Below are 17,522 nucleotides of genomic sequence, written 5' to 3'. Positions count from 1 at the left end.
TGAGATATTTAAAAATATTTGATTGGAAACAAAAACATAATAATATATGAAATATTTATAACAGTTCAATCTTATGAAAAATAAATACTTGTTTATGAAAAAATCATTGAGAACTATGTAATATGTTAAAAAAAAATTTAAATAATACATATTTAGTTAAAGATACAATATATTCCAAAGGTAGTTCGCACGAAGGATATAGTTTTGTTAAATTTTTTTTAAAAAAAAGAAATAATATTAATAGTTTTTTAGATATAGGGTGTGGTAATGGAATATTACAAAAACTTATTAGCAAAAATATTAATTATTTAGGTGTTGACGCCAATGTTGGTATTTATAAAAAAAAAAAATCAAAAAATGTAAAATATTTTAAAGATGCACAAAAAACAGAAGAATATCTCAATAATTTAAAGGCAAAATATGATTGTGTGGCTTTAATGGATGTATTAGAGCACACTGATAGTTTTTTGAAATTATTTAAAATAGCTTTATATAAATCTTCAAAATATGTTTTAGTTGGATTGCCAAATGAGGACTATTTAATTGCTCGCTTAAAATTTTTGTTTGGAAAAGGAATTTTAACCCATGGATTAGAGATGATTAATACAAAACCTGGACACAAACACCAGTGGTTTATTCAATATAAAGTCGCTCTACCCATAATTGAAAATTTTGCAAATAAAAACAAATTTCAACTTTCAGAAAAATTATTTTATATCAATCAACCAAGTAATTTTTTCAAAAGGATTCTATATAAATTAGCAATTTTTTTTATTCCAAAAACAATAATGATGAATAACTTTTGTTTAATTTTCAAGAAAAATTAGTATCTTCTTTGTCTAAAAATTGATCAATACATCTTAAACCAAGCATCATTAAAGTCATTGTTGGATTTGCTCCTCCTCCTGATGGAAACACAGATGTAGATAAAATTTTTAAATTATCAATTGAAAAAACATTCAAATCTTTATCTACAACACCCTCTTCTTTTGTATTGGCCATACGTGTTGATCCACTCGGATGATGAATACCATCAGCATTTTTAATGAATTCTTTAATATCAGATTTTGATTTCATCTTAAAAATTCCATATTCATTTAAATCTGAATTATTCCAAAAATCTTTTAGATAGTCTGCGGCTTTAAAAATATTTTCAGCATCTTTTTCACTTGCCGACCATTCAATAATAGCAATTGGTTGACCAAATAAATCTTTTTCAGTGCGGGATAGAAAAATTTTATTTAAACTTAAAGACTCTTGCTCCATGATTATATATGTTTCAAGTGCAGGGTTTTGAGGAAATAAAAGTCTCTTATTCATTAATCGCCATCTAAGAGCTTTAAATATCCAATTCAAAGATCTGATTATTCCAAAAAAATCTTTTAAAGTTGGAACTTTTTTTCTTTGAATTGATCTAAAAAAATTTCTTAGATTTTCATAACCTCCATCCATGTCCTCAAAAACAACTCTAGCAAAAAAAGGTGGTACGAAATCTCTAATTTTGGTATTTTCTGACATTTGGAACATAATATTTTTCATATTTCTATTTTTTTCAAAGTGATAGCCAAAAATTTTATTTAATTTATCAATATTTTTAGGAATTATATCTGATACGGGTATTGAAATATGATCGCAAAAAAATTTTCCTAGAGATGGTGAAAATTTTGATACACAAAAGTCGTTTTGTTTATCGAGAAGTAACATTAACCTTGTGCTTTCAATTGCACCAGCTGAAATTAAGAAATTTTTAGCTTTAATATTTATACTTGAACCATCTTGGCTCTCAGCAACTATATTATCCAAAGAATTAAGTTTTTTATCAAACTTAGTAACAGTGGAGTTTAGCCAAATTTGAAGATTCTGATTTTCATGAATTGTCGATTTAAAAATATTATATACATTTCTATTTTTAAAAGATGGAAGTTTTGCGTATTTCAAAATAAAGTCATCATTAATATTATTTAAATTATCTTTAAATAAATATGAGCCACTATTTAAATCAAAATATTTTTCAACTTTAATTAAATATTTGTTTATCTCATCAAAGGTTACTGGCCATTTTCCATTTTTAAAATCTTTAATAGAAAAAGGTAACATAGCAGCACCCCATCTTGATGATGTTCCACCTATGCATCTAAACCGTCCAATATTTGAGCTATGATAAATATTTTTTGTATAGATAGTTTTATTAAGTTCATGAGTTTCACTATCTTGAGTCATGTCGCCAGATTCTAATATTAAAACTTTGATACCTTTTTCTGCAAGCAAAGATCCAACAAATAACCCTACGGTTCCAGCACCTATTATACATAAATCAGTTGACTTAATTAATTTTCCTTTGCCAATTAAATTGTTAATCATTTATTTTTAATAAATTTGTGATTTCATATAAATTTTTTTTTTTCGTAGTGCTAAAAATAATTGCACCCTCAGGATTACGGTTAATTACATCTTTAAAAACATTTTTTAATGGTATCTTTGGCTTTCTCTTTCTTAAGGATGAAATATAACCATAAGTTATTTGAAATGGGAGATTATGATTTGAAATAAAATTTGCTTCTTGTAAATCAATACTATCTAGTGTTTGTATTATGTTATGTAATTTTATTTCAGAGTCTAAAAATTTTTTTATTCTCGATGAATTTATAGAGGCTATTCCAAAATGTTTTATCTTGCCGCTTTTAATTAAATTCTCAAAAAAATTTTTCCATTCATCAACCTTTAAAAGATTTATTATTGGTTCATGAATTAATAATATATCAATGTTATCAATTTTCATTTTTTTTAAACTTGTATCAATAGATTTTTTTGCAAAATTAATTGAAAAATCAATATTAGGTTTTGATAATTGTGGGATTATTTTACCAATAGATTTTCTAAATACCATTTCAAGAAAATTATGACTTAGCTTACTTGGTGGATATAGACATACTTTTGTAGTTATAGTTAAACTTTTATTTTTTTTTAATATCTCGCCTAGATTTTCTTCAGCGAGACCAAAACCATAATATGGTGATGTATCAAAGTGAGTAAAACCCAAATCTACTGCACTTTCTAATAATTCTAACCTTTTCTTTTTATTAAATATATTTAATAAGCTTCCTGTTCCAAATATTAATTTAGAACATTCAAAATTTGTATTAGGTATAATAATTTTTTTCATTAAATATTTTTTTTTACGAACAAATTAAAAATGTATCTAGCAAAAATTATGTATAATAAAGTTTGTGGAATAGATCTTAATATCAATGTAAATACATTTGATATGTCAGAAGTTGCCAGCATATTTAATATTCCAAAACTGGTAGTGTAGAAAAATATTAATATATAAGGACTAAATTTTTTTTCACTAGGAAAATAAAAAGAATCAAAAATAATAAAAGAAGGAATAAATATAAAAATTAAAATTAAATAAACATATATATCAAAAATTATATATAGATGAATAAGAACAGATCCTATACTCTTAACACCATACATATTATCTATAATACCGTAAATATAACTAGCTGTAGAGTATTTCAAATAATCACTTTTATTAAAATCTTGTAAAAAAATATTAATGATAGGCTGAGGCGCTATTGATATAATCTGATTAATCTGAAATTGTTTCACCAAATCAATTTGAAATTTAGATAAATTATTCTTAGCAAATATTAGGTTATCATTTACTAACAGGATGTTAATTCTGTTAAATAAACCATGTTTATAATATTCCTCATAAAAAAAAGTTTTTTCTGAAAATTTATTATTATTATTTTTAAAATTATTTTCACTATTAAAAAAAGAATAAATATTTTCTATTGGTGTATTAGTTTTTGCTGAAGATCTTTCATTAACAAAATTTTTTGAAAAATTTTCTAGAAAATTTATTGAAGGAAATAAAAAAATTATAATTATGAAAAATTTTAAAATATTTTTTTTCAATAACTCGCTTTTTTCATCAAAAATAAATATCAGAAAAGAAAACATTATACTCATTGTTAATATATCAAATAGAATGGATCTTACGTTTGTTGATATTGAGATAATACCCATTGCAATAATATAGATGATAAATGAAGTGCTTTGAGATTTATGTATTTTTTTTTTATATAGATATTTTGAAAAAAAAATAACAATTGGAAGATAAATAATAAACTTAAAACCATATATAATATCACCTAACAATGGTGGGCCTGACGAATTTATTTGAAACTCTATTGGTGTATTAAAATCATAAAAAAATAATTTTGATAAAACTGCTATAAAAGATAAAAAATATAAAAATTTTAAATCATGCAGATCATCTAACTTAAATTTTATTAATAATTTACGAAATTTTAATTGTAAAATTTTAGAAATTTTTAGTTTTGTATAAGTAAAATGACTTATAATTACTACGAAATTAAACATTACTAGATTTCCAATAGTTTGGATGGGCTCTCTTAAATGCTCTGTTATAATAGATAGCTCGTATGTTTTTAGATATAATGATCCTCCTAAATTAATAAAATGAGAAAAAAAAATTAATAATAACGATATTGGGTATTTAAAAAAAAAATTATCATTTAGACAATAATTAGTTGTCAATATCATTGAAAAAAAAACAAGAAACACACATATAAAATCTGTTAAATTTACTGAAATATAGGATTGATAAATAAAAGTAACAAACGTTAGAAAAAAAATTATTTTTCTTAATTTTTTAAGATTTACTGTTTGCAAAATGAGTTTTTAAAATTAAATTAATTTTTTATTATTATATGATTAATCGTAGTATGAAAGTATTATTTATTGGTCCAAAATCTGGAAATAGTTATTTACAGTATTTGGCATTAAAAAAGATTAATAAAAAAACTTTTTTGATAGATGATAGAAATATTCTGTCTTATAAAAAAATTACTGAAAAAATATTTTGGCATATTTCTCCATCTATATTTGAAAACTTAATATTTAAAAGAATTATCTCAAAAATTAATACAAAGTATCATTTAATAATAATCAAACCGGGTCACCTAGTTGGAAAAAAACTAATACAGGAACTTAAAAAAAAGACAGAAAAAATAATTTGTATGTGCAATGATAATCCATTTGTATCAAGAGATAAAAATAAGTGGAAATTATTTCATAAAGCAGCACCTTATTATGATCTTATAGCATATCAAGATGTATCAAGGATACATCTTGCAAAAAAAAAAGGTCTAAAAAATAGTTTTCTCAATTTACCTAGTTTTGATAAAAAAACTCATAAAAATTTTCAAATTTCTAAATTCGAAAAAGTTAAATTTAGAAATAATGTGATATTTATTGGAACCTGGTCACCTCAGAAAGGTTTATTTTTATATAAACTAAAAAAACTAGGCCTTGATTTCAAGATTTATGGCGCTCACTGGAATAAAGATAAAAATTATAATTCACTAAAGAATATTATAAAATTAGGTAATGTAAAAAATCCAGATTATTCAAAATTAATTCAAAGCTCTAAAATTGCACTATGTCTTTTTTCAGAGCAAAATTTAGATACTATAACTGCTAGATCTGTTGAAATACCTGCTATAGGTACTTTAATTTGCTCTTTAAGAACCAAGTCAATGTCAAAGATTTTAACCGAAAATAAAGAGGCAATTTATTTTAGATCTCCAGAGGAATGTTTCAAAAAATGCTGTTATTACCTTAATAATCCAATAAAAGCAAAAGATATAGCTAAAAGAGGTAAAATAAAAGTAACAAAAATTTTAAAACTCAATCACGAAAATTTAATGAAACAAGTCATTAAAAGAGTTTTAAATTAGTTTATCTTTATTTATTATTTTTTTATATAATTTGAAAATATTTAAATAGTAATCTTTTTCTCTAAATTTTTTAGATTGTTGAATTGAAATTTTTTTATTCATTTCAAAAAACTTTTTGTTAGAAAAGAGTTTATAAATATGACTTATAATAATTTTTTCATCTTTAAGATTAAAATAATTTTTTTTATGAATAATCTCTTTTAATGATCCATTTTTACTTGTAACAACTGGCAATCCACATTTCATTGCTTCTATACAAGGTAGACCGTATCCCTCATATAAAGATGGAAATAATAATAAATCACAAGATTTATACAATTCTGACATATCTATACGTGATTTAGGGTTTAATTGATGTATCTTACTGTGGCAAATTTCATGAGTTAGGTCTTTAAAATTGCCAATTTTTATTAATATAATATTTTCATTTAAGTTTAATATTTTCTTAAATATCTTTAATGAGAATTCAAAATTTTTATAAAAAACACGATCAAATACAATTATCTTCTTTGGTTTGGGTGGAAGGTTGTATTTTTTAAAAATTTTTAATTTATTAATTCTCTTTAAGTTAAAAATAGATTCTTCAACTGGTGGATATATTACAGATATCTTTTTTGGATCTATTTTTTTATATCTAATTAAATCATTTTTACTTTGTTGGCTTATTGAAATAATATGATCATATTTATTAATAAATGATAATGAAAATTTTAATAAAAAATTATTTATTTTTAATTTTTTTTCAAAAAGAATTGGAATTAAATCGTTAAAAGTAATTATTTTAAATTTTGCATTTAAAAAATAAAATAAATGACAATAACCGTGATCAATTATATGAGCTATATCAGCATGTCTAATCCTAATTACCTGGAGTGGATAGGAAATAAATCTTTCAAATCTCATTTGATTAATATTGTTAAATAAAAAAAAATTAAATTTAATTTTAGGAATAAAAAATGAAGTTTTTACATTTTTAAATTTTTTAAGACCATTAAAAATTAAGTATCCTAGAATATCCATGCTTTTACGATTATCTTTTTTAAAACTGAAAAAAAATCTTACTTTCATTTTATTTTTTCAAACTTTATTGGCAAATTTTTTAAGATAATCGGAAAAAATATTAATATTATTTTCTAAATTAAATTCTTTATTAAAACATTTTATTGAGTTTTCTGAATACCTTTCTAAAGTTTTTTTATTAAATTTAAAATATTGATTTAAGATCCCTGAAAAACTTAAAGAATTATTTTTAGATATAAGACCACATTTATATTTCTTAATTTTATCGTAGATATTGACCTTATTAGTAGTCAAGACTGGCTTTCCCATACTAAGCGATTCAACGAGAGAAACTCCAAAATTCTCACCATTTGAACATAAAACCATTCCCTGTGATAAATATAATGCTCCCCATTTTGTCTCATCTTTAATGGCATTTGACCAATAAATTTGATCATCTATATCTAATTTTTTACTTAATTGCTTTAACTTACTTTTATAATCATTATCAGGACCTGCTAATAACAATCTAATTTTAATATTTTGTTTTTTTAAAATCCTTAAGGCTTTAAGAAGTTTGTCACATCCTTTTTTTTCATGAAATCTACCTAAAAAAATTAGAAAATATTTATTTTTTAAATTTGGAAACTTTTTATAAAATAATTTTTTAACATTAGTTATATTAAATTTTGGCCTCAATATGCCGTAAGAAACATTTTTTTTTCTAATCTTACTCGTATTTACATATGTATTTGATAAAAGTTTTTTTTCATTTTCTGAAGTTAGCAGTAATGAATTAGATTTAATAAGATTTTTATTTTCAATTAAATACCAATAAAATTTTTTTTTGATTTTTTTTAAAAAATTAATACTAAAAAAAGGGTCTAATTGTCCATGAGCAAAAACAAAATATTTATTTTTTAAAAGAAATCTTGCTATTAATGTATAAAAAGTCCACAGACCGTGGATAATAAACATGTCATATTTTTTTTTATTTCTAACTAACCAAAATATCAATTTAATATTAAAGCCATATTTTAAAAAGGATGGGCCAACATTAAAAATTTTAATTAATTTATGATTATTTTTATAAATATTCTTTCGATCGCTTGTTAAAATATTAACAATGAAACCTTTTTTAGTGAGTGCTAAAGAATTATCAATTATTGCATTTTGAGGGCCTCCAAAATTTGGGTCTAATGTATGAATAATCCTTAAAATTTTAATTTTTTTCATAACTTAGGTAATTTTTAAAACAAAAAATTGACCAATCTTTAATCGGTTTAGAATATTTTAAGTGGTAATTAGAATTAGTATATTGGTTTAAAAGTTTTTTATGTGGTATTGAAAAACCTGTTTTTTTTCGCTTATATATCTCTGTGGGAAGTTTTTCTGAATAGCAATTAAAAAGATCTTTTTTTTCAACTTTTATATTTGACTTAATTAGAGGTATGATTTTTTTGAAAAAAATCCAATCCACAAATGGTGTTCTCATCTCAATCGAATTTGACATAGATGTCCAGTCCATATCTTTAAGTAATTTGGCACATAGATAATATTTAATCTCTAAATAAATAATTGAAACTCTCATATTCTCAAATCCTTTCACGTCATCTTCAATTGAATTAAATATATTCAATTGATTTATATTAAGTTGATTTTGATTTGAGAGTAAAATTTCTTGAATTTCTTCAGGCAAAAACAAGGATCTTTGAAGTAAAAAAGCTTTATCTACACTTTTACCATACTTAAACAAACCTGCAATTTTTGTATTTAGTTTGTTGTTTTTTAAAAATTTTTCAAATTTACTTAAATAAAAATTTTCGAGATCTATATTGCTGGGTAGCATGTTCATTATCTTTGTGATTTTTGGAATTCTATTAAAACTAGGATAACCAGAAAATAATTCATCTCCTCCAACGCCTGTTAATAATACTTTGTTTTTACTTTTTTTGGCAGCATAAGATGCTGAAAAACTATTAAAACCATCATTTGTTGGGGAGTCCATTTTTTTGAAAAATTTTTTTAATAAATCATCAGACTCATTTAATGAGATTTTTTCGACATTATGTTTAATATTATTATTTCTGGACGATAAGCTAGCTAAGTAGGTTTCGTCATTATTATCATAACCAAAATCAACAGTTAAAGATGTAAGATTTTCCTTAAAAGTATTATTTGTTGATGCAAGAATAGCGTTTGAGTCTATACCTGCTGATAATAAGATTTGAACCGGTACATCAGATATTTGATGTGCTTTAACCGTGTCATCAATTATCTCTTTTAAATACTCTTGAGATTCTAATTTGTTTTTAAAAGTAAAATTTTCAGATTTTAGTATAGTTTCTTTAATATTTGCATAATTAAAATTTTGAATACTTCCGTTAATATTTATAATTTTATAACTGCCTTTTTCTAATGACATTATATCTTTGTATATTGTTGATGGTTCCAAAATATTTCCCCATAAATAATAATTAAATACACTTTCATTATTTTTTGTTTTACTTATCTCTTTGATTGAAAGTAGACTTTTAATTTGTGAGGCAAAATAAAAAATACCTCCAATATTACTATAATATAGAGGTTTAATTCCAAATGGATCTCTGGCTAAAAACAGAATATTTTTTTTTTTATCCCATAAAGCAAAGGCAAACATTCCTCTTAATTTATCTAGACATTTTGTTCCCCACATTTTGTATGTCTCGACTAATACTTCTGTATCGGAATTACTTTTAAATGACACATTCATTTTAATAAGTTCATTTTTTAATTCTTTATAATTATAAATCTCACCATTAAATGTTAAAATATAATCCTCATCTTTAGATATAAAAGGTTGTTTTGCGTCTTTTGATAAATCAATAATTGATAAACGCGTATGTCCAAAAATTATTTTTTTATTATTTGACTCGAAAATACCATTATCATCTGGTCCCCTATCAGATTGAATATCATTTATTTTTTTAATTATGGGTTGGCCATTAAAATATTTATTAGAGTAATTAAATATTCCAGAGATTCCACACATTAAGAGCTATTTATCACTTTTTAGAATAGTCTCATAATTATCTTTTGGAATAAAATCTAGAAGTCCGGTGTTAGATAAATTAATTAATTTTATACCATTTTTTTCACAAAGCTCATTTATCCTGTGAAATTGTCTAATTCCTCTTGAACTACTATTCATAGCTCTAGCCCAATGCCAAGAATTAGATTTTTCATAATCTGGATCTTTTCCATTAAAATGACTTTCCTTATCATTCATTAGATTCAAAATTCCATTAAGCTCAACTCCCATAATATAAATTTTTTTTGAACCAAGATATATTGCAAGGCTTAAACCTTGCTCAACAACTGCTGTAGAAGAAAATAAAGAAGCTATATTATTATTGAAATTATTAAAAAATAAAGAGATTGATTTGCTCTTGATCCAAAAAATATTTTTATATTTTTGGTATTTTTTAAACTTATCTAAACTAAACCATTTTGCATTTAATAATAAATTGACTTCAGGATTTTTAGATAAAATAATTTCTATGTAATCTATTGGCCACTCACCGGTTTCCATTTTTGAATCTAAGATTAGATGAAATTTTGGTTTTATTTTATCATAATCTTCATGCATAAAAGATCTATTTACCATTATGACAATTTCATTACTTAACTTTTTTAAATCAAAGTTATTTAAAGATGGAGCATTGCCTAATAAAAAAATCCTTTTATCTTTATAATTATTTCTTAAAATTTCATTTCTTCTTAAAAAATTATATTTTCCAAAAATTTTTAATCCATAGAAAGAGATAAATTCATAAAAATTAATTAAATCTAATACTAAAGCATCTGCAATTTCAAAAGGGTTATATTTTAATTTTTTAAAAAATGCTTTCATAAATTTTTTCAGCTATTTTAAAATCTTCTGGCCAATCAATATCAAAAGATTTTATTTTTTCTATATTCATTAAAATAGGTTTTTTTCCAATTCTATCTTTGTATTTGAGATAATTATTTCTCGAAGTAATAAAAACTGTATTATTTACAAAATATAATTTTTTTAAAGTTTGTGTTCTTGGCCATTTCTCTTTTTTCTTATTAAAATTTATTGGTTTATATTTATCATATATAAATTCTTGAGCTTGGGAAACTCCCATCAGTGAATCTTTTTTGGTAATATTTTTAAAATACAATTTAATAGCTTTTTCATAATCTTTATTATTAAAAAAAGGAGATGTAACATGTGTCCACAATATATGTTCTGTTTGTATAACTTTTGGTACATATTTTATTAAATCATCAGTAGAAGTTGAACTCCGGCATAAATTTTCGGGTCTTTTATCAATAATTATTTTAGAGTATTTCCTTTTATCTAGAAAGTTTAAAATTTTATTATCATTTGTTGATACTACAATTTTATTAATTTGATTGATTAAAATAAGTTGCTCAATTTTTATTTGAAATAACCCAAATTTTTTATCACAAAATGGTTTGATATTTTTATTTTTGACTCTAACACTTGAGCTTTTGCATGGTAAAAAAATATCAATATTTTTATTCATATCTATTTATATTCATAAAGCTGCTATTAATAAATCAAGTACTTTTAATTTATCTCATAGTTTTACTTTTTTTAATCTATTTCTTTCTAAACAACCAACTCAATTTAAAAATATTAATATCAACCAATAATCTAAACCATAAAGTTTGATAATAATAAAAAACTAAACCTTGCCAACCAGTAACAATTCCAAGTTTAAATATCAGAGAATATAAAAAAAATAATAATGGTCGTACAAAAATTGGAAATTTATAATAAATTTTTTCTTTGAGATGTTTACTTTTTCTTACATTATTTAATTTTTTTTCAAATTTAGATTTGTTTTTGTTTTTTTTATTATATAGAAAACTTATAGCTTCTCTCTTAGCATAATTTCTGTGTTTTAACTTCCACCACTTCAGATCATTTAAATTTTCATCTATTAAATTTTGATTTAAATGAAATACTTTACCTTTAACAATAATTTGCTCATCCATCCAAACATTCTCACATTTGCCTTTTTTATTTTTCCAAATTCTAAGTGTCTTATGCGGTGAAGTCCCACCATAATAAATTTCTTTATTTAAAAATTTAATTACTCTATTAAATGAAATACCATCATAATTAGAATTCAAAGTATTGATATGTGTTTTAACTTCTTTCTTTAATTCTTTTGTTAAATATTCATCGGCATCTATTCTTAAGATCCAACTTGTTTGAAATTTTATTTTTTTTAATGCCCAGTTTATTTGCTTAGCTTGATTAATAAACTTATGCTTATAAATTTTAACTTTAAATTTTTTTGCAATCTCTAGTGTTTGATCTGTTGAAAAACTATCAATTATTATAATATTTTTAACAAATTTTTTAATTGATAAAATACATCTCTTTATGTGTTTTTCTTCATTATAGGTAAGAATAATTGCCGTTATATTTGCTAACATTATGTATTTCGAAAAATTATTATGATTTAGTAAAGATATTTTTTATTTTAGTGTCTAAATCTAATTCATTCTCAATATTTTTAATACTTTTTGAAATATCTTTAATTTTCTTTTCTTTAAATGGATTTTTTACGAGATTAGTTTTTCCTAATGAGTTTGTTAACTCAGAAATCTTTTCAGATATTTTGCTTTTCTCGTTTTCTATATCTGTTAATTGTTCTTTCATAATATCATATTTTTTTTGGGAGTTTGATAAGTTGTGACTTAATCTTAAATTTTCCTCTTGAAAGAACATAACTTTTTCTTTTAGATTATTTAATTCCTCAATATTATAATTTGAATTATCTTGCTTACCGCTTGCTCGCAATTTAATTAACTCCTCATGCATTTTTTTATTATTTTTAATTAATTTTCTCTCACTATCTCTTAGTGAAGATAGTTCATACTGCAAGTTTGTATTCATTTCGTTTAGTATTTTTTGTTTTTCCTCAGATTTTTCATCTGACATTTTTTTAATTGAATTATTCTCTAATTCTAAAGATCTATTATTTTTAATAAGATTTTTCTCTTTTTCAATTAAGTTTGAAATCTCATTCTTTAATTTATAATTATTTTCTATTAAATTTTGTTTACTACTTTCAATTGAATTATTAATTTTTTCTAAGCTGGTTTTCTCATCTATTAATTTGATTTTATTTTTTTCTAATTCTGTAATTTGTTCATGATATTGGTCATTAATTTCTATTAAAAGCTTCTTATTTTTATTTAACAAGGAAACTTCACGTTGAAGTTTATTATTGTTGCTCAATAACAACTTTTCATTTTTTTGAATAAGTTCTAATTCTTCTTTCAACTGTTTAGTTTGTTCAGATAAAAAGTTTTTTGATTCAGTTAAAACTAATAATTTTTCCTCAAATTTACTATTTGAATTTAAATAGTTACTTTCATTTTCAATTAAAACATTTATTTTATCTTTTAAAACTTCATTATTTTTTTCCAAAGAATTATAAGTCTGTTTAAGTGAATTAATAGATTTGTTTAAATGTAAATTCTCATTTTCTAGTGCTCTATTTTTATTAATTAAGATTAATTCCTTATCTGATTGATTTTTTAGATCTTTTTGAAAATTAACAAATTTAAAATTGAGTATTTTTTCATTATTTATTAAATCTGCAATTTGATCTTTAAGTTTTTTATTATTTTTTAAATTTTGTAAATCTTTTTGTCTTAATTCCTTTATAATTTTTCTTAACTTATTATTTTCAACTTGCTGATCAAAAATAACTTTGATTGTACTTTTTCTAAATTTTCTACCTAATAATTTATATAACTCGTTGACAATTTCATTATTTTCGAATTTTTTTGATTGTTTTTTTAAATCTATATTTTTTTTATTTAAATCTTTGTTAAAATTATTTGATTTTAAATTTTTTGTTGAAATTATTTCAGATTTTTTATCAACAGGGTTATTTAAAATAAGAGGTTCAATTATTGATTTTTTTTTAACCTCGACGGCTTTGATAGTTTTAAATTTTTTTCTCTCAAGTATATTGTTGCTAGCTTCTAAAATTTCAGTAATTGAATATATTTTCATTACAATTTTGATAATTATTTATTTTAATTAAATTGTCTACCTTCAATAAGCTTCAAAATGACTCAGTTTTTTAGATTTACTGAAAAATTTAATCGCCTTTATATTTAAAAACGACATAGAAAGTCTTTAAAATTATATAAAGATCAAGAAATATAGTCCAATTATTCAAATACCATAAATCGTGTTCCATTCTTTTTTTCATGGTATCTGGGTTTGGTGTTGCGCCTCTTAATCCATTTACCTGTGCCCAGCCTGTTAAACCTGGATTACATTTATGCCTTTTTAAAAAATTTTTAAATATACTCGAATACTTTATATCATGTTCAACCATATGAGGTCTTGGACCTACAATTGACATTTCACCTTTTAAAACATTTAGTAATTGTGGAACTTCATCAATGCTAAATTGTCTGATGAATGTTCCACACTTTAATTTTCTTTTATCATCACTTGTTACTTGAACAGTTTTATCAAATGATCCTTTTTTTAAAGATCTTAGTTTAAAGATTTTAAATCTTCTACCATCCCAACCTGTCCTATTTTGAGTGAATAAAATTGGAAACCCATCCTCTAAAAATATTAAAAGAGCTGAAAAAATTAATATTGGAGAAGCTATTATGAGAAATACAATAGATAATATTTTATCTAAAAGTATTTTTAAGAATAGGTTAACTCCATAGAAACGGGACATTTCATAATGTTTATACTCAAATTTAGAATTTAGTAGCTCTTGCGAGTCTAGATTTGATGTGACATCTAAGTTGACAATTAGAATATCTACAGAAAATTTAATTATATCCTCTAAAAGTTTATTAATATTTTGGGTTTTTGATTTTAAAATCCATATTTGTCCTAATTCGTGATATTCGAGTATAGATCTAATATCCTCACTGTTTTTAAATATTGGTATACGAATTTCATTTTTTAATAATTTTAAATTGATTTTTTCATGATCAGAAACAATACAGCATTTATAAATATTAATTGGATCCCTTTTTTGTTTCATAAAATTTTTTATGTCATTAAATGACCCAACAAGCATAATATTTTTTTGAATAACATCGTTATTTACCATGTATTTATATAAATAATTAAATATTTGCTTTGTTAAAAATAAATTAAACAAAAGAAAAATGATTGAATAAATATAATTCAAATTGATATCAAAATTTTGTTTTTTGACGAAATATAAGAAAAAAATAAATATCTTACATATAATTATTCCACCAACATCTTGTCTTAAATATGAGATAAAATTGAATTTGTAACTTTTTCTTTTTTTTAGAAATAAGGACAACAAACAGTAAAATATGCTGAGAATAATCGAAAAATAGAAATATCGAGATTTAAGATAAATTTCAATATTGGTTATATCGTAAATTGTGTTCTCTTCTAAAATTGAAAATATATAGTAACTAAGAATTACAATAATCGACTTAAATATAAAGGTAAAATAAATGTAAGCAGAATCATCATTCTGTAAAACTTTTTCAAGTTTAAACATAAGATTATTCTTTAGGTTTATAATAGCTAGAATAATTATAATAATTAGGTGAATAGTTATAATAGTACGAATAATAACTATCTTTTGAAGTATCTAGATCATTTATAATTATACCATGTATTTTACTACCAACGTTTTGTATTTTTTTGATGGACGACATAAATGTAACTGTTCTTGTTGATTCCGATCTGATTAAAAAAAGATTATAATCAGATGCTTGTGCTAATATTAATGTATCTGAAACAGGTTGAACTGGTGGAGAGTCTATAATGACATAGTCGTAATCCATTTTAAGAATATCAAAAAATTTTTTAATTTGTTCTTTATTTACAATGTCAGACATATCAAACCTTTTTTCTCCTGATGTTATAATATCTAAATCAGTACCAGGCACTTTGAAAATTGTATCTTTTAATTGAGAAGATCCGGTGATTATTTCGCCTAAACCAAATATTTCTTTATCAAATTGATAGAAGCTATTTAAAACTGAAGGTCTTCTGATATCAGCTTCAATAAATAATACTTTGTTTGTTTTTTCAAGAGATAGGGCAAGGTTGAAGGCATAAGTTGTTTTTCCCTCAGATGGATTACTAGATGTGACCATGAAACTTGAATTTTTTTTAAACTTTGACTCAATAATTGCTCTAGATGATCTAATACACTCTGAAAAATTTGACTCGCTATCCTCTAGAAACATTTGCAGTATATGAAACCCTCTTTTTAATTTCGAAACCTTTGGAAGAATACCTACTTGGGGTGTATCTATTGAATCTATAGCCTCTGGACTTTTAACAACTGAGGTATTCATTTCTTTATAAAATACGAGACTATAAAAAGCCATAAACGACAATAATAAACTAATAAAAAAATTTTGCTTAGGTTTAGGAGAGTATGGACTTAAAGGTAAGTTAGGTGTCTCAATAATTTTTAATTTTGATACTTGGAGATTTTGCGCTTCATTAGTCTCTTTTACTCTTTGTAAAAATGACTCATATAATTTTTTACTGCTTTCAACTTCTCTTGCAAATTTCATCATACCTGACTCTTTTTCTTCAATATCTCTTAGTTCATTTGTTGCTTCTTTTAATTCGTCTTCAGACATTTTTATAAAGTTCTCCATATTACCTAACTCAAAAGCTTTTTGCTGAATACTAATATTTATTTTTTCTTTTAACTGATCTTTTAATTTTTGATGATATTCATTAGCTTTAACTAATTTTGGATGTTTATCAGTATAGATAAGTGATAATGATTGTATTTGATTTTCATTTGCTGATAAACTTTCTTGGATAACAGAAATGTCTTTTGCACTTCTTAATTCTTCAATTGCTAGCAAATCATCAATATTTCCGTCTGCAACTTTTATCGATAAAAGATCATTTTGAAGTTTTTGAGAATTTTTTTTTGCTTCTAATATTCTATTTGAAATTGATTCAATTTCTTTAATTTTCAAGCCTTTTACATCACCTGTATCAATAAGTTGATTTTCTTTTTTATAATCTGCAAGTTTTTTTTCTGCGCTGTCCATTTCTTTGACTAAATCTCTGAGTCTATCAGAAATTTTTTTATTAGCGTAATTTGTTATTTGTATTTTGCTATCTACTTCATATCTCTGATAAGATTCGATGATACTTTTCAGCGCTAACTGTGAAATTTTAGGATTACTTGAAACAAATGAGAGTTGTAAAACATCGCTTCTCGGAACATTTGTGACAGTAAAATTTTGGGTGAGGGTTGATTTTAAATATTCCTTATCAATTATAATTTTTTTTTTTAATATTCTTTTAAAAAAAGATTCTTCTGTCTGGGCATATAAATCTTTAAATTGTAACCTATTTTTTTTATCTGCAACTATATATTCAAGAACCTCGTCACTTTTTAAAATTGCAATTTGATTATTTATTCGGCTGGCTTGATTATCTAGTGCATAGACCTCTTCTATATTTACAATATTATTTTCTTCAGGTGAGATAACTATTGTAGCCTCACTCACATATTTCTTCTCTAAATTTAATGATATAATGAAGACTAAGATAGAAATTAATAAAGTTAGAAATAATAAGTTTTTAAGATTTTTTTTAATAACTAAAATAACAAAACGTAAGTCACCTATGTCAAGGAAATTTAGAATTGAGTTTAATTTATTAATCATTAAATTTAAAAATTGATTTAT

Annotated in this window: 14 protein-coding genes; 2 read left to right on the top strand and 12 right to left on the bottom strand. The window is 23.1% G+C overall.

Translation table 11 applies throughout. The features are described from left to right. Positions 1-122 precede the first annotated feature (122 nt). Positions 123-827 (top strand): methyltransferase domain-containing protein, encoded by a 705-nt coding sequence (locus B8063_RS05780; RefSeq protein ID WP_085070359.1) that lies wholly within the window; start codon positions 123-125, stop codon positions 825-827. Here the strand turns inward: B8063_RS05780 and B8063_RS05775 are convergent. Genes B8063_RS05775 through B8063_RS05765 form a run of 3 tightly spaced genes read right to left on the bottom strand, consistent with a single transcriptional unit; the run spans position 814 to position 4,395 of the window. Further along, positions 814-2,361 (bottom strand): GMC oxidoreductase, encoded by a 1,548-nt coding sequence (locus B8063_RS05775; RefSeq protein ID WP_085070357.1) that lies wholly within the window; start codon positions 2,359-2,361, stop codon positions 814-816. The two genes, B8063_RS05780 and B8063_RS05775, sit on opposite strands and share 14 nt — an antisense overlap. Continuing rightward, positions 2,354-3,163: an aldo/keto reductase gene (locus B8063_RS05770; RefSeq protein WP_085070355.1), complete on the bottom strand. Its 810-nt coding sequence runs from the start codon at positions 3,161-3,163 to the stop codon at positions 2,354-2,356. The genes B8063_RS05775 and B8063_RS05770 overlap by 8 nt, the downstream gene beginning before the upstream one ends. Then, positions 3,163-4,395, bottom strand: a complete 1,233-nt coding sequence (locus tag B8063_RS05765) for a hypothetical protein (RefSeq protein WP_157101722.1) — start codon at positions 4,393-4,395, stop codon at positions 3,163-3,165. Before B8063_RS05765 ends, B8063_RS05770 begins: the two co-directional genes overlap by 1 nt. Positions 4,396-4,760: 365 nt before the next feature. Between B8063_RS05765 and B8063_RS05760 the strand changes: the two genes are divergently transcribed. After that, the gene (locus B8063_RS05760) at positions 4,761-5,774 is read left to right on the top strand and encodes a glycosyltransferase family protein (RefSeq protein ID WP_198150955.1); all 1,014 of its coding nucleotides are present in this window, start codon (positions 4,761-4,763) and stop codon (positions 5,772-5,774) included. On the opposite strand, the gene B8063_RS05755 is transcribed toward B8063_RS05760, so the two are convergent. From B8063_RS05755 to B8063_RS05715, 9 genes are all read right to left on the bottom strand, one after another. Further along, positions 5,766-6,842, bottom strand: coding sequence for a glycosyltransferase (locus B8063_RS05755; protein ID WP_085070349.1), 1,077 nt, complete (start codon positions 6,840-6,842; stop codon positions 5,766-5,768). The two genes, B8063_RS05760 and B8063_RS05755, sit on opposite strands and share 9 nt — an antisense overlap. A gap of 9 nt (positions 6,843-6,851) precedes the next feature. Further along, the gene (locus tag B8063_RS05750; protein WP_085070347.1) at positions 6,852-8,009 is read right to left on the bottom strand and encodes a glycosyltransferase; all 1,158 of its coding nucleotides are present in this window, start codon (positions 8,007-8,009) and stop codon (positions 6,852-6,854) included. Continuing rightward, the gene (gene asnB, locus B8063_RS05745) at positions 7,996-9,804 is read right to left on the bottom strand and encodes an asparagine synthase (glutamine-hydrolyzing) (RefSeq protein WP_085070345.1); all 1,809 of its coding nucleotides are present in this window, start codon (positions 9,802-9,804) and stop codon (positions 7,996-7,998) included. Before asnB ends, B8063_RS05750 begins: the two co-directional genes overlap by 14 nt. Before the next feature lie 6 nt (positions 9,805-9,810). Continuing rightward, complete coding sequence (locus tag B8063_RS05740; protein WP_085070344.1) at positions 9,811-10,665, bottom strand: 6-hydroxymethylpterin diphosphokinase MptE-like protein; 855 nt, start codon at positions 10,663-10,665, stop codon at positions 9,811-9,813. Continuing rightward, positions 10,649-11,329 carry an acylneuraminate cytidylyltransferase family protein gene (locus B8063_RS05735; protein ID WP_085070342.1) on the bottom strand — a complete coding sequence of 227 codons (681 nt, stop codon included), beginning with the start codon at positions 11,327-11,329 and terminating at the stop codon, positions 10,649-10,651. Before B8063_RS05735 ends, B8063_RS05740 begins: the two co-directional genes overlap by 17 nt. Before the next feature lie 76 nt (positions 11,330-11,405). Beyond that, complete coding sequence (locus tag B8063_RS05730; RefSeq protein ID WP_085070340.1) at positions 11,406-12,251, bottom strand: glycosyltransferase family 2 protein; 846 nt, start codon at positions 12,249-12,251, stop codon at positions 11,406-11,408. A 19-nt stretch (positions 12,252-12,270) separates the two neighbouring features. After that, complete coding sequence (locus B8063_RS05725; RefSeq protein WP_085070338.1) at positions 12,271-13,845, bottom strand: hypothetical protein; 1,575 nt, start codon at positions 13,843-13,845, stop codon at positions 12,271-12,273. A gap of 88 nt (positions 13,846-13,933) precedes the next feature. Next, on the bottom strand, positions 13,934-15,349 hold the full coding sequence (locus B8063_RS05720; RefSeq protein WP_085070336.1) for an exopolysaccharide biosynthesis polyprenyl glycosylphosphotransferase: 1,416 nt from the start codon (positions 15,347-15,349) through the stop codon (positions 13,934-13,936). Between the two features lie 4 nt (positions 15,350-15,353). Next, the gene (locus B8063_RS05715; protein ID WP_085070334.1) at positions 15,354-17,501 is read right to left on the bottom strand and encodes a GumC family protein; all 2,148 of its coding nucleotides are present in this window, start codon (positions 17,499-17,501) and stop codon (positions 15,354-15,356) included. Positions 17,502-17,522 lie beyond the last annotated feature (21 nt).

The organism is Candidatus Pelagibacter sp. RS40, from assembly GCF_002101295.1.
GTDB lineage: Bacteria > Pseudomonadota > Alphaproteobacteria > Pelagibacterales > Pelagibacteraceae > Pelagibacter.
The sequence above is the reverse complement of the archived record's forward strand: the minus strand, read 5'-3'. Positions and strand labels throughout refer to the sequence as shown.